Origin of the sequence: Streptomyces sp. RP5T, assembly GCF_003933965.1 — a bacterium.
Taxonomy (GTDB): Bacteria; Actinomycetota; Actinomycetes; order Streptomycetales; family Streptomycetaceae; genus Streptomyces.
On sequence record NZ_RSAJ01000041.1, the window covers coordinates 1 to 21,997 of the forward strand.

General features: G+C 69.2%; 21 protein-coding genes and 3 pseudogenes. 12 read left to right on the plus strand and 12 right to left on the minus strand.

The window, feature by feature from the left end:
• Window positions 1-191: 191 nt before the first annotated feature.
• The 3 genes and pseudogenes from EHS43_RS07105 to EHS43_RS07115 form a co-directional block, all read left to right on the plus strand.
• Window positions 192-386, plus strand: a pseudogene (locus EHS43_RS07105) (transposase); the annotation flags it as partial.
• A 249-nt stretch (window positions 387-635) separates the two neighbouring features.
• Entirely contained in the window at window positions 636-947 is a 312-nt protein-coding gene (locus tag EHS43_RS47040) for a CU044_2847 family protein (RefSeq protein WP_125189677.1), read from the plus strand.
• Window positions 944-1,750, plus strand: coding sequence for a serine protease (locus EHS43_RS07115; protein ID WP_125189678.1), 807 nt, complete (start codon window positions 944-946; stop codon window positions 1,748-1,750). Before EHS43_RS47040 ends, EHS43_RS07115 begins: the two co-directional genes overlap by 4 nt.
• Before the next feature lie 467 nt (window positions 1,751-2,217).
• On the opposite strand, the gene EHS43_RS46255 is transcribed toward EHS43_RS07115, so the two are convergent.
• Window positions 2,218-2,355, minus strand: coding sequence for a hypothetical protein (locus EHS43_RS46255; RefSeq protein ID WP_185806142.1), 138 nt, complete (start codon window positions 2,353-2,355; stop codon window positions 2,218-2,220).
• A 348-nt stretch (window positions 2,356-2,703) separates the two neighbouring features.
• On the opposite strand from EHS43_RS46255, the gene EHS43_RS07120 reads away from it, so the two are divergent.
• Complete coding sequence (locus EHS43_RS07120; RefSeq protein ID WP_125189679.1) at window positions 2,704-5,412, plus strand: CHAT domain-containing protein; 2,709 nt, start codon at window positions 2,704-2,706, stop codon at window positions 5,410-5,412.
• 240 nt (window positions 5,413-5,652) lie between these two features.
• Here EHS43_RS07120 and EHS43_RS07125 read toward each other — a convergent pair whose 3' ends face one another.
• The 4 genes from EHS43_RS07125 to EHS43_RS46260 all read right to left on the minus strand — a co-directional run bounded on the left by EHS43_RS07125 (window position 5,653) and on the right by EHS43_RS46260 (window position 7,969).
• A complete protein-coding gene (locus tag EHS43_RS07125) occupies window positions 5,653-6,690 on the minus strand; it encodes a hypothetical protein (RefSeq protein ID WP_125189680.1) in 1,038 nt (345 codons plus the stop codon).
• Between the two features lie 332 nt (window positions 6,691-7,022).
• Window positions 7,023-7,490: a class I SAM-dependent methyltransferase gene (locus tag EHS43_RS07130; RefSeq protein ID WP_312023413.1), complete on the minus strand. Its 468-nt coding sequence runs from the start codon at window positions 7,488-7,490 to the stop codon at window positions 7,023-7,025.
• A gap of 3 nt (window positions 7,491-7,493) precedes the next feature.
• A complete protein-coding gene (locus EHS43_RS47495; protein ID WP_260470424.1) occupies window positions 7,494-7,679 on the minus strand; it encodes a hypothetical protein in 186 nt (61 codons plus the stop codon).
• Entirely contained in the window at window positions 7,676-7,969 is a 294-nt protein-coding gene (locus tag EHS43_RS46260; protein ID WP_185806143.1) for a hypothetical protein, read from the minus strand. Before EHS43_RS46260 ends, EHS43_RS47495 begins: the two co-directional genes overlap by 4 nt.
• Between EHS43_RS46260 and EHS43_RS48745 the strand changes: the two are divergent.
• Window positions 7,944-8,173, plus strand: a pseudogene (locus tag EHS43_RS48745) (transposase); the annotation flags it as partial. The gene EHS43_RS46260 and the pseudogene EHS43_RS48745 sit on opposite strands and share 26 nt — an antisense overlap.
• A 9-nt stretch (window positions 8,174-8,182) precedes the next feature.
• Complete coding sequence (locus EHS43_RS07140) at window positions 8,183-8,890, plus strand: phosphotransferase (RefSeq protein ID WP_125189681.1); 708 nt, start codon at window positions 8,183-8,185, stop codon at window positions 8,888-8,890.
• 144 nt (window positions 8,891-9,034) lie between these two features.
• Here EHS43_RS07140 and EHS43_RS07145 read toward each other — a convergent pair whose 3' ends face one another.
• The 4 genes from EHS43_RS07145 to EHS43_RS07160 all read right to left on the minus strand — a co-directional run bounded on the left by EHS43_RS07145 (window position 9,035) and on the right by EHS43_RS07160 (window position 13,990).
• Window positions 9,035-9,607, minus strand: a complete 573-nt coding sequence (locus EHS43_RS07145) for a hypothetical protein (RefSeq protein ID WP_125189682.1) — start codon at window positions 9,605-9,607, stop codon at window positions 9,035-9,037.
• Window positions 9,607-12,174, minus strand: a complete 2,568-nt coding sequence (locus tag EHS43_RS07150) for a DnaB-like helicase C-terminal domain-containing protein (protein ID WP_260470425.1) — start codon at window positions 12,172-12,174, stop codon at window positions 9,607-9,609. Before EHS43_RS07150 ends, EHS43_RS07145 begins: the two co-directional genes overlap by 1 nt.
• A 246-nt stretch (window positions 12,175-12,420) precedes the next feature.
• Window positions 12,421-12,789 carry a hypothetical protein gene (locus tag EHS43_RS07155; protein ID WP_125189683.1) on the minus strand — a complete coding sequence of 123 codons (369 nt, stop codon included), beginning with the start codon at window positions 12,787-12,789 and terminating at the stop codon, window positions 12,421-12,423.
• Between the two features lie 28 nt (window positions 12,790-12,817).
• On the minus strand, window positions 12,818-13,990 hold the full coding sequence (locus EHS43_RS07160; protein ID WP_125189684.1) for a hypothetical protein: 1,173 nt from the start codon (window positions 13,988-13,990) through the stop codon (window positions 12,818-12,820).
• 350 nt (window positions 13,991-14,340) lie between these two features.
• Between EHS43_RS07160 and EHS43_RS07165 the strand changes: the two genes are divergently transcribed.
• Both EHS43_RS07165 and EHS43_RS07170 read left to right on the plus strand, forming a co-directional pair.
• Window positions 14,341-15,324, plus strand: a complete 984-nt coding sequence (locus EHS43_RS07165) for a PIN domain-containing protein (RefSeq protein WP_125189685.1) — start codon at window positions 14,341-14,343, stop codon at window positions 15,322-15,324.
• A gap of 170 nt (window positions 15,325-15,494) precedes the next feature.
• The gene (locus EHS43_RS07170; RefSeq protein WP_125189686.1) at window positions 15,495-15,869 is read left to right on the plus strand and encodes a hypothetical protein; all 375 of its coding nucleotides are present in this window, start codon (window positions 15,495-15,497) and stop codon (window positions 15,867-15,869) included.
• Window positions 15,870-16,039: 170 nt separating this feature from the next.
• Here the strand turns inward: EHS43_RS07170 and EHS43_RS07175 are convergent, their stop codons facing one another.
• From EHS43_RS07175 to EHS43_RS46265, 3 genes are all read right to left on the minus strand, one after another.
• Window positions 16,040-16,576, minus strand: a complete 537-nt coding sequence (locus EHS43_RS07175) for a hypothetical protein (RefSeq protein ID WP_125189687.1) — start codon at window positions 16,574-16,576, stop codon at window positions 16,040-16,042.
• A gap of 11 nt (window positions 16,577-16,587) precedes the next feature.
• Window positions 16,588-18,090: a hypothetical protein gene (locus EHS43_RS07180; RefSeq protein ID WP_125189688.1), complete on the minus strand. Its 1,503-nt coding sequence runs from the start codon at window positions 18,088-18,090 to the stop codon at window positions 16,588-16,590.
• A 615-nt stretch (window positions 18,091-18,705) separates the two neighbouring features.
• On the minus strand, window positions 18,706-19,200 hold the full coding sequence (locus EHS43_RS46265) for a hypothetical protein (RefSeq protein ID WP_185806144.1): 495 nt from the start codon (window positions 19,198-19,200) through the stop codon (window positions 18,706-18,708).
• Window positions 19,201-19,529: 329 nt separating this feature from the next.
• Between EHS43_RS46265 and EHS43_RS47500 the strand changes: the two are divergent.
• The 4 genes and pseudogenes from EHS43_RS47500 to EHS43_RS07200 all read left to right on the plus strand — a co-directional run.
• Window positions 19,530-19,802: pseudogene (locus EHS43_RS47500) on the plus strand (hypothetical protein); the annotation flags it as partial.
• A gap of 393 nt (window positions 19,803-20,195) precedes the next feature.
• Window positions 20,196-20,744, plus strand: coding sequence for a hypothetical protein (locus tag EHS43_RS46270; RefSeq protein ID WP_185806145.1), 549 nt, complete (start codon window positions 20,196-20,198; stop codon window positions 20,742-20,744).
• A gap of 180 nt (window positions 20,745-20,924) precedes the next feature.
• Complete coding sequence (locus EHS43_RS07195) at window positions 20,925-21,449, plus strand: hypothetical protein (protein ID WP_260470426.1); 525 nt, start codon at window positions 20,925-20,927, stop codon at window positions 21,447-21,449.
• A gap of 93 nt (window positions 21,450-21,542) precedes the next feature.
• Window positions 21,543-21,899, plus strand: coding sequence for a nucleic acid-binding protein (locus EHS43_RS07200; RefSeq protein ID WP_125189689.1), 357 nt, complete (start codon window positions 21,543-21,545; stop codon window positions 21,897-21,899).
• Window positions 21,900-21,997: the final 98 nt, after the last annotated feature.

The following is a 21,997-nucleotide window of genomic DNA, read 5'->3' on the forward strand; positions in this document are numbered from 1 at the left end:
ACCGCTTGCTCGCCCTCGTCACGGCCCGGCCGTGCCCTCAATACCATGACCCAGCACCCGCCCCCGAGTACCTACAAACGCCCCGCTATCAGCAGCTATACCCACCGAATGCGGAATTGAGCACTAGTAGGGCTTGGTCATCTTCATTTGTGCATGCGTGTCCGCTGCTCTTCGAGCGTCGTTGGAATGGCGTGACACCTGAGGAGATGGCCGGGGTCCGGGAGGACCTGGAGGCGTTCGCGGCGGAGTTGGTCGACGGTTTCTTTCGTGCGGATCAGCGGCGTTGGGGGCAGGCGTATGTGCGTGGGCTGCTGCTGGACGGCCGGCGTAAATCGGTGGAGCCGATGGCGGCCCGTCTCGGTGAGGACGGTAACCGTCAGGCGCTGGTGCTCTCGTCGATCATGTCCAGGCCCAGCTGCCACTTCTCCACATGCCCCACGGTATGAGCGGAGCAAGTAACTCCCACTCCAGGTCGGTGAGTTCATGGCGGCGTATCACCCAACCATGATCCACCACCTGATGATCTTTGAAGACGGACCCTAATACCTGGGCAACGTCCTGAAATGGGTACGCGGTGCGTCTCAGGTGGCTACGCTCCCAGAGGGCGCTCGTGGAGAAGCCGGGGGAGTCACGATATGGCTGTCGTCAGAGTCGAGACCGTTGCTCTCGATGCCACAGGAAGCCGTCAGATTGCCACTCGAACGCGGTCTACTTCCGCCCTGGGTGACCGTGCGGCCGAGGTTGAGGAGGCAATTGCGCAGGCCTCAGGGATCGCGCAGCGGTCGCTGGCCCAGCTTGATGAGCACAGTGGCTGGCAGGTCACCTGCATGGAGGTTGCCTTCGGGCTGACCCTTGCGGCTGAGGCAGGTGTGATCCTTTCCAAAGCCTCTGCGGAGGCTTCGTTCGAGGTAACACTTACGATTGAACGGGCTCCGAGCGGGTCATGACCAGCTACTGCGTGGACGTGTGGCAAGCACAGCAGCGTCTCGGGGGAGGCTTCCTCGTCACGCGGCGGTTAGTTCTCACTGCGCTCCATTGCCTGCGAGGCATGCGCGCGGGAGACCCGGATGTAGAAATCGTGCTGGCCGACGGCAGGCGCCTGGCAGGACAGGTTTGCCGCCCGGCCAAGGAGGCCGACCTGGCACTGATTGAGATCTCTGCGCCGTTCAGCGTCGCCCAGCCGATTCCCCCAGCAGGAATTGCTTCCAGCGGTGACTCATGGCGTGGCCCATACCGGCCCGCGACGAACGAAGTCGAACTCAGCGGGATTATCGACAATGGAGCTGTGCGCTACCTCTGCGAGGGCGGAGCCGACATAGAGGCGCTGCAGTTGACGGTCGATCAATTGCTCGGTGACTATTCCGGCTATTCGGGCGGCCCAGTCGAGGCCGCCATCGGAAATCGTGAAGCGACTGTCGTCGGCATCCTACTGGAGCAAATTCCCGACCGATCGACAGGAGGACGAAACAGCAACGTGCTATTCGCTGCCACTATCCGGGAGGCGATGGAGAGGTTTGATCAATTTGATGTCGCCCACCTCATGGATGTGCTGTGTCCCGGACACACCCAGCAGGAGGAATCGACCGATGTTCGACCACTTCGCGCTGCAGCGGACCGGGTCGATGTAGTACTGCAGACTTTTCAGCAGTTGTCCGATCAGAAGGTAATGGATCCTGCACGGGTTTCCGAACTGCGATACCTCGCTCTCAAGCACGTGATGGAAGGCGATTGGGACGGGACTACGGCATGACCGAGGCGTGGCAAGCTGCCATCACCGCTGCCGAGCAGGCCCTACGCGGAGACGATGTGGCGCGCTCGCAGGTCACCGCAAAGATCGATGCACTCTGCGCGGAGCGACAGCTGCACGGCTACGCATCGATAAGTCAGGACAGTTCCTACCTCCTCTCGCTGCTTGATCTACTCGGCCTGCATAACACGAAACGGAAACTTCTGCAGCACATAGAGCAGTGGGTAGTTCCTCGTGCGCTGGCGAATGAAGCCGCATGCAACCAGCTTGGGGTAACGCTTGACGAGCGGGGACATCTCGCGTCCGCCGCAAGCTTGCTGATCGCCTCAGTCCTTATAGGGCCTGCGTCGGCCGCAGCTCTAGCGAATCAGGCCGTCCTGAAACTACGCTTCGACGACCGTGCGGGCGCCACCGAGTGGGCAAAGTGGGCCCTTTATGCAAGTGTTTCGGTCAACGAGACTGAGGAGCGTTTAGACGTCCAACTGCTGGCCACGACGGTCCTCACCGAGGTTGCCCGTCAGAACGAACAGCACGACGAGGCAGACCAGCGCTTGTCGGAACTCGCAGGCTTTGCTCGGCACCTTGTAAATCTCCTCGGCGGTGACCATCCCAAATCCCTTTCAGCCTTGGTCACTCTCGCGTCGGCCGATTTCGAGTCGGCCAAAGCTGCAGGGGACCACAACCGTATGGAGCGCACAGTCGAGGTCATCAGCATCGCGGCACAGAAACTCACCGCGATGCTGGGCACTCATCACCCGCGCTCGCTCTCCGTGTTGAAGAATCTCGCAGTAGCGGAATATGAGATCGCCCAAACCCTTAACGATGGCCTACGACTTGAGGGCGCCAGGGCACTTATGTCTACTGCAGCCCAACGGTCTGATGTAGTCGAGCACCCTTCACAAGCCGGTCCTGCGGTGGGTACTGAGAGCGCGCGGTGGAGATTCGCACGCTGCTGGATGCGGGTCGGTCGCTACTCGAAAGACCGGGATCCCGCAGACATCGACGAAGCCCTCGACGACTTCGACGACCTGCCGGCGGACTGGCCCGGCCGGGCCAAATTGGCTGCCGTGCTGGCGACCGAGCTCATCAGGTCGGGTGAGCTCGTGGGATCCGCGCGCATGCCCCGCGCGATGGTGCTCGCCGACATCGGCGACAAGGACCCGTCCCCCCTCGCGGACTGGCCCGCCACCTCCGCCGCGCTGCGGGCCATGGACCTGCTCCTGGCCTGGCAGGAGAACCGGCCGGGGTTCAGTGCGCGTGCCGCGCTGCAGGAGCTGGAGCGGTACACGCGGATCGTCGGCGACACGCAGCCCCAGGCCACCATGGTCGACGCGGCACGGCGGGGTCTGCAGCATCTGGTCGTCCAGGTCGGCATGGATCCGTCGGCGGCCCGGCGACTGGCCGAGGACGCCCGCGCGTTCGCGGACGGCCTGGACCCGCGGTCCCCGATGTTCGACCGCGGGGCGATGATGGCCCTGCTGCAAGAGGCGAGTGCCAGGGCCATGCGCGGGGACCACGCGGGCGCCATGGAGAGGCTGGAGGAGCTGCGCGCGGGCTCGCTCCGGCTGCCCGTGGGCGATCCGCTGCGGAGGGCGGTGGACGAGGCGTGGAACCAGATCGCCCCGTTCCTGCAGATGCTCCAGTCCGACGGCACGGGGGGCGGGCCCGCGCACCGTAAGCAGTTCGTGAACCCGGCGGGCGAGGACCAGCTGCGCGCCTTCCGTCAGATGGCCGACCAGGCCGGAATCCCGGACAACGAACGCGCCCTCAGGCTTTCCCAGCTCGCCCTCGCCGAACTGGCCACGGACACCCCTCAGTCGGTGGACAGCGCGGTGCGCCACATTACCGACACGCTGTCGATCGCCTCCGAGCACGACCCGCAACGCACGTACTACCTGATGTTCGCCGGGGTCGCGCACCTGCGCAAGGTCGAGATGACCGGTGACAGGAGCCACCTCAGGACCGCCACGGAACTGCTCGAACAGGCCTGGCGCAGGGCCGAGTCCAGCACGCACGCGCTGTGGACCACGACCGCGATGCCGCTGGCCCACGCCTACCGTCTCGCCGGCCGCAATGATCTGGGCCGCTCGACCGCGCTGAGCGGACTGCGCGGGCATGCCTGGAGTGTGCTGCTGCAGTCGACGCCCGACGACATGCAGGCCACCGCCCGCGACGCGGAGCACGACGCGCTGGACACGGCGCGGCTGTGCCTGATGGACCACGACCCGGAAGGCGCCGCGACCGCCCTGGACGCGGGCCGCGGTCTGATCCTCTACGCCACGACCGAGACCCGGGACCTGGAGGCACGGCTCACCGCCGGAGGCGACGCGGACCTGGCCCGGGAATGGGCCCAGGCACAACAGAGTCACACGCCGGACGACGTGCCGGGCGAGCTGCGGCGCCGGGTCATCGACACGCTGGCGAGCGAGGGCACCACCCGGCTGCTCGACCCGCCGCAGACCCACGAGACGAGGGCAGCCCTGCGCGCCCTCGGCATGGACGCGCTGGTCTACCTGGTACCGGGCAACGAGCTCAACGGCGCCGCCGTGGTGATCCCGGCCGACGCACCCCCGAACTGGCTTCCGCTGCCCAAGCTCAACCACACCGGCATGGCGGCGTTCGAGTCCTTCCTCTTCGACGCGGCCCAGGGCATGCAGGGCGCAGACGCACGCACCCGCGACAGTGCCCTGCTGGGCGCGCGGGACAGGGCCCCGCAGGTGCTCGAGGAGATCTGCGGCTGGGCCTGGGAGTCCGCGGTCGGACCGCTCCTCGAGGGCCACCTCGACCTGCCCGCGGACCGCCCTGCACGACTGGTCCTGGTTCCCGTACGGGAACTGGCCCGCGTGCCCTGGCACGCCGCGCGCACCAGGTCGGCCAACGGAACGTGGCGCTACGCCATGGAACGCGTCGTCTTCTCCTACGCGCCCTCCGCCCGCCTGCTGTGCGAGTCGGCCTGGCACGACCCGATACCCCTCACCACCAAGGGACTGGTAGTCGCAGACCCTGACACCGCCGACAGAGCGAGGGACCTGCCCACCGCGCGCCTTGAAGCACTGGCGATCAAGGACCGCTTCTATCCGGACGCGCGATACGTCGGCAGGCTGCCCGACGGAGAGCCGAGCCAGGACGGACAAGGCACCCGCGACGAGGTGCTGCGCTGGCTCGCCGACCCCGACGGCGGCACCATGATGCACCTGGCCTGCCACAGCATCGTCGAGCAGACCACTTCGCCAAGGGACAGCTCCTATCTGCTGCTCGACCGCGGCGAACACCTGGCCGCCGCGCGGCTGGTGCGAACCCTGGGCACCGGCCCCGACCGCGGCATCGCGCTCGCCGTCCTGGCCGCATGCAGCACTGGCCGGTCCGGACGCGGCTACGACGAGGCGTTCAGCCTGAGCACCACCCTGCTGGCCGGCCGGGTCCGCTCGGTGGTCGGCGCCACGTGGAGCGTGCCGGACGAGGCGACCTCCGTGCTCATGTTCATGTTCCACCACTTCCTCAGGGAGGAGGGCCTGGCACCCGCCGACGCCCTGCGCACGGCACAGCTGTGCATGGTCGGGCGCCGGGAACCGCCAGGCGCTATGCCGCACAACCTGCGTCGCCATCTCCACCGCAACAGCGAAGGGATCACATCCTGGGCGGCATTCACGCACACCGGACGCTGAACGGAAGCACGCGCCACCGCTGTCGGGTAACCACTCGGACCTCATCGCCACGCCGACGTGGATCCATGTCTCCCCGCACTACCTACTGATGTGCCGTCAGCTGATAATCGAGAACGCACGGCGTCAGTAGTGACTTGCTGCGTCTCGCGGCGACTCTCGAGGGCTGTTCGGAACTCTGTCACATCAGGTGTTCCGTGGTGTTCCGTCCCCTGGTCATCTCCGCGGCTTCCGCTTCGTGCGTCAGTGGCGGTTTCCTTTCGCTGGCCCCAGCTCGTCCGCGAGCTTGCGCACCTGCAGGGCGGCCTGGGTGAGCCGCTCCGCCTCGGTGCGTAGTGCGTTCACCTGCTCCGAGCGGGTCTTCACGTGGCCCGGCGCGACATTGCTCATCAGGTGGGCGGCTTCAGACAGGATCGCGGCGAGGTCGCCGAGTCCATGTTCCAGGTCCCCGCGCTGAAGGTGGTAGGAGGCGCGGGCGAGTTCAGCGTGGGCGGGTGGGAGGTCGTGGCGGGTGGCGATGGCGGCCTGCTCTTCGTCGCTGGCGCCCTCGGGTATGTAGACCTGGGTGAGCATCAGGTGGGGCTCGTGCCACTGGGGTTTGGTGCCCGGTTCCGGGACTGTTACGACCCGCCGGGGATGCACGGTGTGCACCCGGTTACCGGGGCCGGGCAGGGCACGGGGGTGGTCGTCCAAAGTGAGCGGCATCTGGTCGGGGAGGTGTTCCAGCAGGGTGCGCAGCTCACCCACGGTGTCGAGCATCGGCACGGCGGCGACAGCCTCCCGATGCCGGTGGCCGTCGCGGGCGTCGGCTGCGGCCAGTTCCTTTCCGCGGGCGTACGCGCCCATCATCGCCGCGTGTTCCACGCCGTCCAGCCCGACCCGGGTGTCCGGGTTCTCCGCCACCTGGTGGCGGTGCAGGCAGTACTGGTCGTCGGCCCACACTTTCAGCTCATGCGCCGCTGCCGCGACAGTGGTGTCCAGCGCGGCAGCCACCGCGTCCCAGGTCGCCCCGAGTAGCAGCGCCTGCCGGATCGTGCTGCCGCGCTCGTTGCTGACCCTCCGGCTGAGCGCTTCGCCCAGCGCCAACTCGGTGAGAGCGTCTGCGACGGCGCCCCGCTCAACTTGGTCGGGGTAGTCGTTGGGGAGGCTGGTGTTCATCAGCCGCAGAGACGCCTCGGTCCGCCTCTCGGCCAGCCAGGTCAGCGGTGTGCCGACTGGGACATCGTCCGGACGGCGGATCTCGGCGGCGTGGAATGCCGCGTCCGGGTCGGGCTCGGCCATGGGACGGGCCTCCTCTTTCGTGGGCTGCGAGCCCGGCTCCGTGGTCGGTGTGCTTCCTGCGGCTGCGGGCTCACAGTGCCCGCCAGATGCTGTCCGCGGCGGGTCCGGCGTGGTCCCTCGCGGCCGGGAGCATGGCCCTCTGTTCGCTCGTACGCAGCCCTTCGGTGACCAGGCCACGGGCGTTCGCCGTTCTCCATGATGGCTCAACTGTGCAGATGGCACTGTCGCGTTGGGCGGTTCGGCTGCTCGCGGCGACGATTACCGGGAGGTCGTCACCGAGGAGGGCGATCCGCTGTAGAACTCGCCCGCGCGCCGTGACCCATGCAGCAAGGTCAGCCCGCGAAGGCGAGGTAGGAGCTGACCGTGAGGCCGGAGACGTGTTCCAGGACGAGCCCGGCGGCCCGGGCGTGTTCCTCGAAGTCGGGGGCGGCGCCCCGGCGCAGGGCCTGGGTGAGGGCGAGCCGTCCGCCGGGCGCCAGGACGCGGCCGAACTCGCGCAGTGCGGCCGTGCGGTCGGTGGCGAAGCCGAGGGCGTCCACGCACACCACCGCGTGGGCGCAGCTGTCGGGCAGGCCGGTGGCCTCCAGCGCAGCGACGCGGAAGGCGGCGCGTTTGGTGGGGACGAAGGTGGTGGCCCGGGCGGTCGCGTGCTGGACGGCGGCCGCCGAAAGGTCGAGGCCCGCGAGGTGGACGGACAGCGCGCGGGCCAGCCACAGGCCGACCCCGCCGGTGCCGCAGCCCGCGTCGACCAGGAGCTGGCCGGGTGCCAGCTGGAGGCGGGTGACGAGCAGCCCCAGCAGGGGTCAGTCCGCCGAGCTGTCCGCGGCGACCTCGTGCGGGTAGCGCTCGCCCATCGCTTCGGCGTACAGGCGGGCGACGACCGGGGCCTGGGAGCGCGCGGTGGGGAAGGTGTCGAACGCGGCCGCCACCGTCTGCGGTCCGGGCGGCAAGGCGGCGGCCGCGGGAGCGGGGAGGAGGAGGTGTGTCATCGGGGCATCGACCTTGTGCTGCGTGAGCGGGTGCCCGGGGCCACGACCTGCCCGCCGTGGACGGGGCCCGCCGGCTCGGACAGGTCCAGGGCCACGGGTTCGTGGCGGGTGACGTGCTGGATACGCCGCGCGGTGGCGGCGACCTGGTCGGCGAAGGTGCCGCCGACGGTGTTGTAGTGGGCGGTGGCCTGCTGCCAGTCGGCAAGGCGGGTGCGCTGTGCGGGGCGGAAGGCGGGGACCTGGTCCGCGGAGGCGGGCTCGCTGCGACGGGGGTTCAGGAACCTGCGCACGAAGACCGGCACCCCTGCCGGTGCACCGAAACCCTCAACACCCGCACCAGGAGGGCCACTTGGTTCTAAGGCCGCCGTCCAGCCGCCCGGCACGACGTGGGCCGCGTCCTCGCGACCGGCCAGGCATACACCCGCCCGGCCCACCACAAGAAGGGCACCAAGCCACGGCGCACGGGGAAAAAAGGCGTTCCCACCGACGGATAGGGTTCCCGCATGCAGTCAGGTGAGTTACTCGGCTCCGGCCGCAGCGCGGACGTGTTCGCCATCGATGATCACTGGGTCCTTCGCCGATACCGCGACGTCGGCGACGTCACCGCCGAAGCAGCAGTGATGGCCTACCTCGCGGAGCACGGGTATCCGGTGCCTCGCCTCCAGGGCGCGGAAGGCGCCGGACACAGCACCGCGCCGCGAACCGACCTGGTGATGCAGCGACTGCACGGCCCGTCCATGCTTCAGGCACTGCTGGAGGGCATGATTACGGCCGAGGAAGCAGGAGCCGGCCTCGCCAAGCTCCTGCACCGCCTGCACTCGGTTCCCGCACGTGTCTCCACCGATGCCGCCCACCGGATCCTCCACCTCGACCTGCACCCGGACAACGTGATGCTCACCTCGGAAAGGCCGATGGTGATCGACTGGCGCAACACCGAGGAAGGGCCACCCGGACTGGACTGGGGAATGTCGGCCCTGATCCTGGCGCAGGTCGCCGTCGGCGACACGGCCCAGGCGGCACTGGCCCGGGCAGTACTCACCTCACTGCTCACACACCTCGGCCCCGCGATCGCTCTGGGGAACACCGACTCCGGATGCCTTACGGAAGCCAGGAAGAGACGGGCAGCCGACCCGTCAATGAGCGAGAGCGAGACGCACCTTCTCAATGAAGCCGTGGAGCTGATACGCAAACTGACGCCCGCCCGACCTTAAATGACAAGCTGACGGCGAGCCCCCCGTGGCGCCGCACCCTGACACGACCAAGGGCCGCCCCGTTCCCGGGTGTTGCGAAGGCGGCCCTGGACCTCATGAGGGTTCTTCTGTTGCGGCGTGCGGTTCGCCGGCTGGTGCGGGCTGTTACCGGAGTTCGACGGAGTAGGAGCCGCCGGTGAACTGCCAGCCGTCGGTGCCTTCGCCGATGTCCTCGACGATGACGTCGTCGATGAAGTGGTCCTCGAACTCGTCGTCGGTCAGTTCGCCGGCGAGCCAGAGTTCCTCGATCGCGTCCCAGTGGCCGCGGCCGGCATCGATGCGCAGGGGCGCGGCGTCGCGGGTGCCGCGTTCGCGTTCGTCGTCGCCGGTCGTGACGACGCCGCTGATCTCGTACTGGCCGTCTGTGATGTGGTCCGGGAGCGGTTCGGCGGGGACGATGGCGACGTTCTCGTAGGCGGTGTGGATGAGGTCGCGGTAGGTACGGCGGATGTTGTACTCGGCGTCGGACAGCCAGTTGATGAGCGTCTTGGTCGTGACGTTCAGGCCTGCGTCCGCGAGGGCCTGCTGTCCGCGGTGGGTCGCGGTGAGCTGGGAGAGCTGGGCGTGCCAGTGCTTGGCGCTGTAGGACGACAGGCGGTGGCGTGGGGTGACCTGGGAGCGCAGGAGGTCGTTCAGGGCAGCGCCGAGGGTGGCGCCGCGTCCGGTGGGTCCGGCCATCAGTCGTCACCTTCGAGGATGGTCTCGCCGGCCTGGACGAACTTCGCTTTGACTTCGCCGAAGCCGGTCCCGATCCGGTAGGTGGAGGGCGGGGTGCCAGGTGGGGTCCAGAAGATGGCCTGGTCGACGTTGCGCAGCGCGATGAGGGTGTGGCCTTCCTGGACGGCTTTGAACGCGACGGTCCAGTGCCGGACGGAGGCCTCTGCGACCATGCTCATGCGCCAGTCGGGCCGCCAGAACGGGGAGCGTTGGGAGGGGCGTTTGGGCCACAGCAGACGCAGCGCGATGGACAGGCGGGTCTTGTAGGCCTTGTAGGGGTCGCCGCCGATCTGGACGAGTTCGCTGCGGGCCTTGCGGGTGGCCTCGTAGAACGGTTTGAACAGCGACTCGTTGGCTTTGCCGGTGAAGGAGTCGTGGATGGTCGGCATCGCGTCGAGGTGGTTGTCCCTCACGAGCTTGACCAGCTGCTTGATGTGGGGGGTGGTGACCCACGCCCGGCCGTCCTCGTCGGGCCGGTCGGCGATCCGCCCCAGGGGGTGCGGCATGTCGGTGCGGGTCCACTCGGGGATGTCGATGAGGTAGATGCCGGCCCCGGCCTTGTCGTAGGCGTCGAGGGGGCCGGTGTGCAGGAGTTTGTTCGGGGCGAGCGGGACGGCCGAACAGGCGGAGGGGAATGATCCGTTGCGGTCGATCAGGCACAGCACGCCTTCACCGAACGAGTCGGGTACGTCGAGTTGGTCGCGGCGCACGCGCCTGCCGTTCGCCCGGATGTGGGGCACGCGGGTGGCGGTGACGTCGGGGTGGACCCAGCGGGGCTCGCCGTCCATGTGCTCGCTGATCAGCGGCCAGGGGCTGTGGTCGCGCTCCTCTTTGCGAATGACGCGGATCGGGTGCATCTTCGAGCGGCCGACGGAGTCCTTGAGGATCTTCAGGGCGGGGAAGACGTGGCCCTCGGGCTCGTCCTCCTCATCCTCCGGCGTCAGAGCGTCCTCGTCCTCGTCGTCTTCCTCGTCCTCGACCACGTCGGCCGTCGCCTGCCGGTCGTCCGCCGGGGTCCGGCCAGCGGTACCAACGGCACCGGTAGCAGGCGACTGCCCGGCTGCTGGGGTGGTGTCGGCGGACTCGGGCATGCCGTAGGGGCGCAGGGCGGCGGCGAGACGGTGTCCCTCATGGGTGTCCGGCCATTGCGAGACCGTCGCGGCGGCCTGGAGAAGCGACGGCAGGATCTCCTTCAGGGCCTCGTGGTCACCCGCGACCGCGGTCCGCCACGCGGCGAGCTCGTGGGTGAGGGCGGCGGGGATCCCCTGCTGTCCGCCGGACGTGTAGGGAAGGGCAGCTTCGGCCAGCTCGCGTGCGGCTGTGACACCGACGGTTGCCGCGGGCCCCGGGCTTGCCGGGCTGCCGGCGGGCGCGGTTCCGGCGTCGAGGAAGCGGGCGTGGCTCAAGTCGGGCCTCAGGTACGCGGAGCCGATCGTGCCGAAGTCGCGCTCCGCGACCGTCACCTGGACCCGGCCAGGGTCCTCGGTCGGCGTGAGCGTCAGCGTGACGTCGGCGTCCAGGAGCCCCAGGAGCGCGGGCTCGTCACTGTCCACGATGGCGAGCACCGGCACGTGTAGGGTGCGCGCGAGAGTGGCCAGGACCTGGGAGGCGCCGGGGAGGCGGTCTCCGGACAGCGGCAGCCGTGCGCTGTGGGCGGCCTGTAGACGGTCCACGACCACGAGGGCCAGGTCCTGCATGTGCGGGGCGGTCTCCGCGATGTCTTCGGCCGTCAGGTTGCTGCCGTCATCGATCATCAGGAGGTCGCCGGCCTGGACGAGCTGGTGGGCGACTCTCTGCTCATGCTCGGTGAGGCGGCCCTGCTTGAGACGCGCGTATTCACCGCTGGCTTCGGCGGCGATGATCCGGCGGAAGATGTCGTCCCGGTTCGGTCCCGAGGCCGCGTACAGGACCATGTGGTGGTCGACAAGCGCCGTCTTGCGTGCGGCCGCCAGACCCAGCAGGCTCCCGCCGACACTCGGACGCGCGGCCACGAGGGTCAGCTCGCCCCGCTGCAGACCGCCCGTGGCAGCGTCCAGGCCCGGCAGCCCGAAGGTGGGGGCGCCGGAAGGCCCGTCGGTGAGGACGGAACCGATGGCGTCGCCTAGCGTGGCGAGCCTGCGGGGAATGCTGCCGCGGTCCTGGTTGCCTTGGCTGTTCACCGCACCTCCTGCGGTCGCCGCGTCGGGGTGCGCGGCCGTGTCGGACGAGGGGGCATAAGGAGAGGGGTCGGCGGGGAGCAGCACCGCGACCGGAGTGGTGTTGCGCAGGAGTACCTGCGGCTGGCCCTTGGCCGCCAGCGTGACAAGGTCGCCGAAGTCCCTCTGCGCCGTACTCAGCACGTGAGCCGGGAAGGCATCGGTCTTCCGGGCTGCCGGAAACCGGTCCAGTGGCGCCAGCAGAGCACGCACCTTGTGCTTGGTGATCACCGTGGCGCGCCCCTCGTCTTCGACGAGCTTTACCAGCGCGTACAACTTGTTCCGCGCCGTGGTCGCGTTGATCGCGCCCTCTTCCTGTGGCGACTGACTCACTCGCCCTCCTCGGGACTCAACTACCCATTATCATAGCAGAATTCACCCCGTTATTTGGTATATCCACTATTTTTCAGGATGATTTTCACTCACTATTGGTGACTCTGCTGTGTGGGTTGACGGGTCGGAGGTCCGCGTCCGATCGGTAGCGGAAAGCAGGAAGGCCGGGACCGCCGGGCCCCGGCCTCCGCTCCGCACCGTCCGCAGACGATCACCCGCCGAACCGGCGGACTCAGCTTCCCGTCGTCACTCCTGCTCCTTGGGCCCGTCCTTGTACGCGACGTGCCCAATGGCGGAGTAGGCCGTGTTCAGCCTGCCGTGGAGCGCACCCGCGAGGTCCTTCGCCGCGGCGGAGGACTCCGTGAAGCGCTGCAGGACGTCATCAAACGGTTCGCCCCGGGAGTCGCTCATCAGCCGACCCCGGTCCTGCAGGTGCTGCACGGAGGCCTCGATCAACTCGACGGCGGTCCGCAACTCGCCGGCGCAGCGGGTGAGATAGCTATGCACCCGGTACGCCTCCACCGGGTGCTCGATACCGCGGTCCTGAAGGGCGCGGACGAGTTCGACGAGGGAGCGGGCCGCGCCCTCCGCGTGCTGTTCGATGTTCTCGGTCATTGATCCGGTTCTCCTCGGAGGGGGCTGATCACATGCGGTCGGTGAACTGGCAGTAGGCGTGGACGGACACCAGCCGCTCCCAGTCGGGAGGCGTGGCTGCGCCCGCCTCCCACTCAGCAGGCGTAACTGCGCCCGCGTCGAGCGGGCCGTACAACAGGACCGTGTCCCGGCGGCGCGCGGCCTCCAGCCACTCGGCGGATGCCGACACCGGGGGTGGCACCGGTGCGCGCCACAGGATGCGGTCGTACACGTTCTGGCGCCATTCCCACGGCTGCCGTTCGGGCAGCAGGGTCGCGTCCAGCAGGCGGACGACGCCCAGCAACGCGCCGCTCGTGCGGTCGATCTTCAGCACCCAGGCCGGATCCACGCTGGGCAGCCCCTGGAAGATGTAGGGCTCCCAGCCGCAGCGCCAACGCAGGTCGTCGTAGCCGGCCTCGGGAGACTCTGGGACCAGAGCCACCGACGGCACCCGGCCGGACCCTGTCCGCGTCATGTCGGTGCGCACGCTGTACGCGGCTGGGTGCGCGAGGGCGGAGAGGTCGACCACCACACCCGGGCCTGTCTGCGGATCGCTGCCCTCTACAGTCACGGTGACCGTCGACAAGCCCGTGGGGCTGGGGTACCGCTCGCGCAGCAGAGCGGCGTCGACGTGCCCGTAGTACGTCCACAGGTCCAGCGTGTCCTCCAGGAGCTCCGCGCGGTGCTCCCGGGGCAGCATCTCGACCACGGGAGGCAGATGCCCGGGATCCCGGTATTCGCGGGCCTGCTTGACGAGCCCGAAGAAGACCTGCGTGGCCCGGGATGCCTGGGCGCCCGCGTCCGCCTCGCTCTCGGCGTGCAGGGTGTAGACGGACCCGGCAAGCACCGCGAGGACGACAGCGTCCTCGTCGAGGAGCTTGTCCGCCAGCGACTGCTGGCACGGTGCGCACCGTTCCATACACGCGCCGATCAGCGCCGACGCGGTCCGCATGTCCGGCGCGGTGTCGATGCCCCACCGCTTGGGGTCGGCCGGCTGAAGGTCCGCGGCCGACGGGCCGCTGCTGTGCTGATGGAGGGTGCCGGCGTTGGCGGAGGCGAACGCCGCCCCTCGGGTCCGGCTCGTGTGCCTCGCCCGGCTCTTGCGGCCATGGCTCTTGGTCATACGGCTCTCGCTTCCCGCGCCCCGGCCCCATGACCCGATGCGCGCGACGAAGAGCAGCATGCGGAAGGCTTCAACAGCTTTACGGCCGTTGGGAGTTGATGTCGCCTCGCACTGATGCGCACAGTCCGGACCCCGTTGGACGGGACCCGCGGGCACCTCTGCCGTCATGCGCCCCAGTCATGGGCCAGGCCGCTGGCTTGGGCCGATGCGACGGCCACTGCCAGCAGCCTACCGGTCGGCGGACCGCCCCCGTAGCCGGTGTCCGGGAGTGCCCGCACTCGGCTGAACCAGTGGCGTGGCCAGGCCACTTGCCGGCCTCCGGACTCGGCGAGCGCCGCAGGCGGAAGCGCGAGGTGCGGACTGCGGAAAATCCGTGCACCGCGCTCCGCGCGCGGGCCTACGCTCCCGTCATGTACAGCAGCGTCTACGACCGCCCGCTCAGCGGCGGCTTCCGGATCGGAGTGTTCGACACCTCCGTTCTCACCCAGGACATCACGGCCACGCTCAAGCGTCGCCGGCCGTCTTCAATCCTGGACGGGATGCGTTACGGGACGCTGCGCGGCTTCATCCCCCACTACGTGTGGGCGGAAGTCCCGCGCGTGCTCAGCGACCTCAAGAACGAGGGCCGTACCTTCGACCTCGCCGCAGCGGAGCGACTGTGGTGGCGCCAGTACATCCCTCTCCTGCACGTCGTCTGCGTCAACGGACTGCCCATGACCCCGGCTGCCGACAAACTCGCTCAGGAGGACCTCAGCGATGTCGGCATCCTGCAGCTGGCCGGCGTCCTCGCCCCCGTGGTGCTGTTCGCCGCCGACCCCGACCTGATCCGCCACGATGTCGCCGCACGAGACTGGGGCGCCCTGCGGGCCCTGCTCGGCAAGATCGGCGCAACCGAAAAGGCCGTACGGAGCACAACCACCACGGTGGAGCTGTCCGGCCGCTCCCTGCTCGCGACGGCCCGCCTGGCGCGCGCCCACCCGCTGGCCACCGGCGCCCTGGCGGCCGCTGCCGGACTCTACGCCTACCGCGACCGCACGCGGCTTCCGCAGGCCCGCACCACGCTCTCCCGCCTTGGCATCGAGGCCTTGATGGCCCTGAGTGGACCCTTCGACCGTCACGAACAGCACGTACGCACGTGGACGGACGCCGAACGCGGCACGGCAGGAGACGACGTACTCTCCCTGGTCGCCCGCCTGCTCGCCCAGGCACCCGTGCCGATGACCCGCACCGACATCCTCGCGGCCCTCCCCCGCAGCGTGCGAGAACCCCACCGTCGGCAGAAGGACGGACTCGGTCGGCTCCTGCACCGCGTCCCCGCCTTCCACCAGCCCACCTCCGGCAAGTGGCAGCTCGGCAGGACGAACATGCAGATCACAGTCCCGCCCTGGACGTAGCACGCCTGCGACCAGCACGTACACGGAATCGCTGACGTCCTGGCCGCCGTCGAGTTGAGGAGGGAGCATTCAGCGGGACGCACCCGTTCGAGGTACAGCGTTCAGGGGCCAAAGGCGGCAGGCTCAAGAGGACACAGAACAGGCTGATTCGGAACGAGCGAGGTTTTGGCATGGACGATGAATTCGGGCCTGTGGTCGCCTCCTACACGTGGGATGAGGCCTTTGAGGACGGCGCCTTCATCAAGATCCCGCCCGCGGCAGCCATGGCTGCTGGCATCGAAATGCCGCTGGCTATCACCCCCGGCGCGCGGAAGGAGTTCGTGGAGGGCGGCGACGGTGATGAGGGCGACCGGCTACGGACGGTGCTGTCCGCGGTGGCGCGGGCCGTCAAGCGGAGACCCGACGACGAGGTGTGCTTCGTCGTACCGGCTGACGAACTGCCTTCCGGCAAGAAGTCCACGGGTGCCGACGAGCTCCTCGCCATCACTCAGCCCGCCGATTCGGGTGGCCTCATCATGACCCTGATGCTCCTTGACGAGATGTGAACACGGCTCACTGGAAGCGCCAGCCCGGGACGCAGGGTGAGCTTGAATCTGTGGTGAGTAGCTGTGTCAAAACCGGTGGTCCGTGACGTTCCTGTGGTGGATACCCGTCAGGATCATCCGGTCCAGGGACAGCGCCGGAGTCTCCTCGACGGTCTGCGCGGTGGTCTCGGTCACCGTTCCTCCTTGGGCTGCGTCCGTGCCGAGGCGGGGGTGGGGGCGGCCAGTTGGCGCCGTTCGGGGGACCAGATCATGCTCAGGTACTGCATGGAGCGGGTGGCGTAGCTGATGTCGACGTTCGCGTCGGTCACCGTGTACGGCGTCTGTCCGGGGACGTCGATACGGACCGTGGCCCGGGGCCAGGGGATGCCGTCTCGGTCGTCGGCGACGATGTAGCCGCCGAACTCCTCGTAGCGGTCGTACCGGTTCCCAGGGCTGGGCACCCGCAGGTCCGGTGCGTACACGGTGATCGTCTGCCCGCCGTCGAACACCAAGGTTGCGGGCTCGCGCGGCGCGGGCGGCTCGTAGGGGAGCTTGTCGTGGGCGCGCAGCCAGTTCTTGGCGGCCGCGTACCGGAAGGTGGGGCTGGTTGCGGTGCCGCCGACCGGCTCAGGGAAGTCGTCGTGCGTGCGGCGCCAGTTAGCAACGCAGGCGCGGCCCACCCCGGCCATCCGCCCGATCGTGGACAGGGTCACCTCGGTGTCGGTCACGAAGGCCCCCGTCACAGGAAGGAGACCCGGGCGACGACGGCCAGGAGCTCGCCCGCCTGTGCCGCGGCCTGAAGGGCCCCTGGCGCTTCGGGCTTCGTGACCGGCCCGGCGACCAGCACGTGCTGGACGCGGTCGAACAGGTCCCACGCCGCGGCTGGCAGGGTGACGGACTCGGCGGCCCGCCACAGCTCGACATCGTCCTCGCCGTCCGGGCCGACGTGCACCACGTGCGACAGGGAACGGTCGGCGATGTTCGCGCGCAGCCGCCAGCTCGGGTCCTTGTCCGGCATCCCGTGCAGATCCCAGTGCTCCCACTCGGTTCGCCGTTCCAGGTCCTCAACCCCGGCGTCCTCGGTCTCCGGGTAGAGCACGAGCATCGGCATCGGCCGCCCGTCCGGCGTGGTCGTCTGCATCAGCGTCACGCCGTAGTTCGGGGCCAGGTGATAGGGGTCGAGGTCGTCGCCCTGGTCGAGGTCGTCCAGGGTGAGGACCTTGACCCCGGCCTTTCGGAAGGCGTCCCTCGGGTCGGCCGGCCGCTGCCGCGGGGGCGCTTCCGTGGGCCCGGCGAGACCGATCCCGGCCCGCGCCGCTCCGGAGCTGGTCCATACATCGAGCGACTCCCTCAACAGGTCGGCGGCGGCGCCCTCGTTCAGCTCGCCGACAGCCCGCAGAACGGCTTCGGCGCCGCTGGTCTGGAACGTGCCGTGCGCCTGCTCGATCCACGCCCGGGCGGCCGGGCCGGCCGCGGGCGTCTCCTGGAGGGGAACGTGTGAGGGGGTCAGGAACACGGCGCCGGCGAGTCCTGCGAGGGTCGCCCGATCGACGACAACCGCCGGAGTGAGCTGGCTTCGGCACGACGCGCATCCGGCCCAGACCGCGCCAACCACCCGGGCTGCCAGGCCGTGGTCGATCTCCCAGCCCGGCACGTACGGCAGCATCCCCTCCAACAGCCCGCTGTCGGGCTCAGGATGGACGTGGACGTGCCCGGCTCCGCCCAGTGCGACGCCCTGGAGCGCGGCGGCGAGTTGCTCCGGCGTCGCCCCGGCCAGCGCCCAGTGGTCGAGCGCGTCCTGGAGGAGTTCTGCGGCGTGCACCGCCTCCATCGTCTCAACGGCCGCCACCGCTTCGGTGACGTCACCCGAGACGGCGGCCGCCCGCGCGAGGGGCACCCACGACCTGGTCGTGGCCGACACCACCGGCGAGTGTGCAGCCCCCTCGTTGAGCGGCAGTCCGTACGGGACGCCGGCGAGCGCGGCCAGCAGCAGACGATGTCCGCTCACCACCTTGGCGGCGAGGGTGTCCTGGCACGGACCGCACTTCGCCCGGCATGCGCCGACCAGACACGCCGCGACCTCCAGGTCCACGGTCCCGAGTCCGTACCGGGTTTCTGCGAGGATCGACACGTCGGCCCGCGTGTGCCGGTGCGCTGTGCCCGTCGACACCGAGGCCCTGGATGCCCCCGTGCGCTCGGCGGCCTTCTTGTTCCGCTGCTTCTTCCGCTGGTTCTTGACCATGGCAGTCAGCCCTCACTTCGCGTGCGCGGACCCATGACCCGATGCACGCGCGAGACAAGACGACTGCGTGATCGGCAACAGCACGCCGCAACGGCGACGTGAACCTTGCACTGATGCGCACGGACCCGAAGTCCCGCGTACCTTCGCCCCACGGCTCCCAGTCATGGGCAAGGGGCCAGCTTGGGCCGGTGCGCGGCCCGTACGCAGTACGGTACCGGCTGCCACTGACAGCCGGAGCCGTATGGGGCTTTCCAGCATCGGCCGATGGCCCATGCCGGATGGCGAATGGGCGTCAGCCGGACAGTCACTGCTCCCAGGCTTTACGGCCGGTCAAGGCGGTGGCGGGGATGCCCAGTTCGGTCAGCGCGCCGGGGTACACGCGTTCGTAGGTTGTGTTGTAGGCGCCGGCGACCTCGAACTGGCGGTGTGGGATGCGGGCGCCGCAAGGCGCCTCGGCGGGGACGACGTCGCCCCAGACCTCCTCGATGGCGTTGGTACGCCCCCAGGCGGTGCTCTTGCAGGCTGCCCGGTCGTACTCCCGCTGGCGGGAGTAGTGGTCGAAGTATCTGCTTTTGCGGGCCGACTTGGGCTCTTCCCCGTGGCTTGTCCGCGGCTCTACGCTCGTCCGGTGTCCGCAAGCTCGCTGTTAGGCATCAGCGCCATCACCCGGGGGAGACCGTGGACGTCCCGACGTTGATCCTGTTGGGGGCGGCGGGGGGTCTGCTGCGTGGGGCCGTGGACCTGTACGCCCGGTTCGTGTGTTGGCAGGCTGATCGCAACGCCCATCGGCAGGCGGTCATGGCGGGGACGACACAGGGAAAAGCTCCGCAGTTCCAGGGATACTTCGATGCCCCCGTCGACTTCGCCGCGGCCGTCGTGCACACCGCGATGGGTGCCGGTGCCGCGGTGCTGTTCGGCACCACGGGGCAGATCAGCGGTGAGTACGCAGCCCTCGTCGTCGGCATGTCGGCGCCCGTGCTGCTCACCCAACTCATCCGCATCCAGACCGTGAACGAGGCGGTAACGGGCGACCGGCCGTCGGTAGGCGCGCAGGAGGCGGCCGCGGAGACCGGGGTGCAGCCAGCCGCCGGCGCTTCGGGCAGTGTGCATGGCGTCGCCGATGGGGGAATGCCGGGTGCCGGAGCCGTCTCAGTGCCGTCGGCTCGTGCGCTCCGAGCGGAGCCCTTGCCTGCCCCTTCGGCATCTTCCTCAGACCAGGTTGAGCTACCTGCCGCTGCCGCCGAAGACCCCCCGCCCATCGCGCGGCCGATGCCTTCGCCTGGGCCGCCGGGCGCGGTCGCGGACGTCCGCTCACCGGAGCGCTCCCCCGGCGAACTGCCTGCGGATCGATCACCGTCTCCGGGGCCCTCGCACCACGGAGACGGCCCCTTCCCCGCGGACGGCACGGGAACTAGCCGCGACGCTCGAAGCGCCCCACGATGGCACAGGACGGAGTTCGGGGAGGAGGGGCTGTGAACAGCGTTCCGCAACACTTGCACAGTGAGGATCGCCCAGAGTACGAGCGAATCCTCGACGAGGCGCTGCGCTCCGCACCACACCGTCCCGAACTGGCCGGGATCGGACACCGGCTGCATTCCGAACAGTTGCGCACCATGGCAATCAACGCCACCGCACTCATCACGGCGGCCGCGGCAAGCGAGTACCAGCACTACGTGCAGGTCCGCGAAGAACTCCGCCGCCCGGCGCCCTCGTACCACTCCTCGCGCATTGCCTACTCGTCTTCGAGTCCAGGCTCTGCGCCCGCGTCTGCTCCGTCTGCTTCTGCGCGCTCCGGCAGCCGATCGGTGGCCCCTGATCATCAGGCGCCAGCCGGTCTGGGCCGCCGCCTCGGGGCCGCCATCCTGGGTGCTGGCCATCCAGGCGGCCGCCGGATCCGCAACGGAGTCGCTCCTCACCGGTGGGCCCGGATGTCCTACGGCCGCCGCCTGCTGGCAACGGTGCTTGGGCTGCACGTACGTCCAGAGCCAGCAACGGTGGCAGCAGTAGCGAAAGCACGGACACCACGTCCGTCCGGGAAGCCGACGGGTGTCCGTGAAACCGGCTCCACGGAGCGGGACGCGAGCGCGACGGGGCTTGCTTCAACCATGGGCGACATCGTCGAGCCCAAGGGGGCGAGTGCCACCACCGTCATCGCGGCCCTGTCACCTGTCCTCGCCGGAGTTCTTACGGTGATCTTCCTGCTCATCGGCTACATCCTGAAGCTGCTCAACCCCGATTCGGCGATCGCGCGGACCATGCTCACCACGGGGTGGGTGTTCGGTGCCGTAGCCGCGGGCGCGACCCTGGTCGCGGTTGTCGCCCTGGTCTTCAGTGCACTACGCAACAGGCCCTCGCTCGAAACCGGACCGTACGGTGAGTTGAGCGAGGAGGTGGCGCGGGCCAGAGAAGCCTGGCGCGAGGCGCTGCTGGAACGTGGCATCCTGCCGTTCCTGCGGGAGGCCCTGGCCGATCCCAATACGGTGTCCCCGCGCCGTACCGCTCCGCCGACGCCGGCCAGCCGTATGCCACCCCTCGGCTATGACCGCCCCGGCTTCAGCAGCCCGGACGACGGAGCCTCCGGTGCCCGCCCGAGCTTCACCAGCCCGGATTACGCCAGCCCCGACTTCGCAGGGCCGGAGCACCAGTCAGAGTGACACGCCGGGATCTGAGAGTCACGGATGTGCTCGAACTGGCCCAGACAATGCGCACGGTCGCATCGACGACTCGGGGGATGGCCGTCGGCCCGGGCGGCCTCAAGCCGGTCCCTGCGGACAGCGGCCGCCGGGTGCCGGGAAGGAGGGGGCCGTAGTGCATCATCACGGGAGGGGGCGGTTGTGCGGCTGACGATCGACACCGAGATGGACACCTACGAGCAGGCGATCGCCGCCGTCCAGGCCGCCTACGGACTGCGGCCAGATGTCCCGGTCGCCTGGCCGGACGCACCCGCCACCGAGCAACGTCCCGATCCGCAGGACCTCGCCGCCGACGACCTCGCTGGCGGCTGGACGGACCAGCTGCTCTTCCAGCTGATCGCGGCGCTGATGCCCGGCGCACGGGCAGTCCTGCGGCGGATCACCGAGCTGGGCGGCACCGCCTCCTACGACGACGTCCAACAGCACTTCGCCCACCACCCCACGCACCCGATCCCCGTCTCCCGGATCGGCGGGACCCTGACCAGCGTCAGGGCGGCACAGCGCCACCTCGGACCGGACGGCGCCGGCCCGCTCCTCCAGCGGGACGAACGGGCGCGCCGGTACCGCATCGACAACGTCCTCGTACCCGGCCTCCAGCGCGCCTTCGCCCTCGCCGACGCCCGCCCGGACCTGCTGCGCGGTCAACCGTCCGAGCCGACCGCCTGACTGGGGCCGGTCCGGATCAGGGCCACCTGGACGGGAGGTCGGTGACCGGCATGCCGGACTCCCAGCGGCTGGAAGTCGAACTAATATCCCGACGTGGCAAAGGCGAAGTACGACTATCCCGACGATCTCCTGACCGCGCAGCGCGACCTCCTGGCGGTACGCGCCGAGCTTGCTGCCCTACTTGAGGCGCTGCCGTACAGCGTGGAGCGGATGGAAGCGTGGACGCGGCCCGAGGGCTACTGGCTCGCTACGTCACCAGCGCACCCGGACTCCCCCGGCTGGACGGACTCCCAGAAGCAACAGGTCGCCGACCTACGCAAGCGGGAACGCGACCTGGCCGCCAAAATCGTCGCGCACAGGTTCTGGAACGAGGTTGATGGACCGGAACGCCCTGACGCCCGCTCGCAGCTCAGGTACACCCTGGGCGGCAAGGGCAAGGAGGCCGCGTAGGGTCCCTGTGCTTGCGGCGTGGGGCTCCACCGTGCGCTTCGTCAGCGCGCGCCCGTAGGAGAAGCAGCCACCGGTAGCTCCCTCACGTACGACGAAGG

Coding starts and splice junctions, on each gene's coding strand:
- EHS43_RS46265 (WP_185806144.1), bottom strand. CDS start 19,200: ATGCACACTGCCCGAAGCGCCGGCGGCTGGCTGCACCCCGGTCTCCGC.
- EHS43_RS07115 (WP_125189678.1), top strand. CDS start 944: ATGACCAGCTACTGCGTGGACGTGTGGCAAGCACAGCAGCGTCTCGGG.
- EHS43_RS07165 (WP_125189685.1), top strand. CDS start 14,341: ATGTACAGCAGCGTCTACGACCGCCCGCTCAGCGGCGGCTTCCGGATC.
- EHS43_RS07140 (WP_125189681.1), top strand. CDS start 8,183: ATGCAGTCAGGTGAGTTACTCGGCTCCGGCCGCAGCGCGGACGTGTTC.
- EHS43_RS07145 (WP_125189682.1), bottom strand. CDS start 9,607: ATGGCCGGACCCACCGGACGCGGCGCCACCCTCGGCGCTGCCCTGAAC.
- EHS43_RS47040 (WP_125189677.1), top strand. CDS start 636: ATGGCTGTCGTCAGAGTCGAGACCGTTGCTCTCGATGCCACAGGAAGC.
- EHS43_RS46255 (WP_185806142.1), bottom strand. CDS start 2,355: ATGGTCACCGCCGAGGAGATTTACAAGGTGCCGAGCAAAGCCTGCGAG.
- EHS43_RS07125 (WP_125189680.1), bottom strand. CDS start 6,690: ATGGCCGAGCCCGACCCGGACGCGGCATTCCACGCCGCCGAGATCCGC.
- EHS43_RS47495 (WP_260470424.1), bottom strand. CDS start 7,679: ATGACACACCTCCTCCTCCCCGCTCCCGCGGCCGCCGCCTTGCCGCCC.
- EHS43_RS07120 (WP_125189679.1), top strand. CDS start 2,704: ATGCGGGTCGGTCGCTACTCGAAAGACCGGGATCCCGCAGACATCGAC.
- EHS43_RS07170 (WP_125189686.1), top strand. CDS start 15,495: ATGGACGATGAATTCGGGCCTGTGGTCGCCTCCTACACGTGGGATGAG.
- EHS43_RS07180 (WP_125189688.1), bottom strand. CDS start 18,090: ATGGTCAAGAACCAGCGGAAGAAGCAGCGGAACAAGAAGGCCGCCGAG.
- EHS43_RS46270 (WP_185806145.1), top strand. CDS start 20,196: ATGGGCGACATCGTCGAGCCCAAGGGGGCGAGTGCCACCACCGTCATC.
- EHS43_RS07155 (WP_125189683.1), bottom strand. CDS start 12,789: ATGACCGAGAACATCGAACAGCACGCGGAGGGCGCGGCCCGCTCCCTC.
- EHS43_RS07160 (WP_125189684.1), bottom strand. CDS start 13,990: ATGCTGCTCTTCGTCGCGCGCATCGGGTCATGGGGCCGGGGCGCGGGA.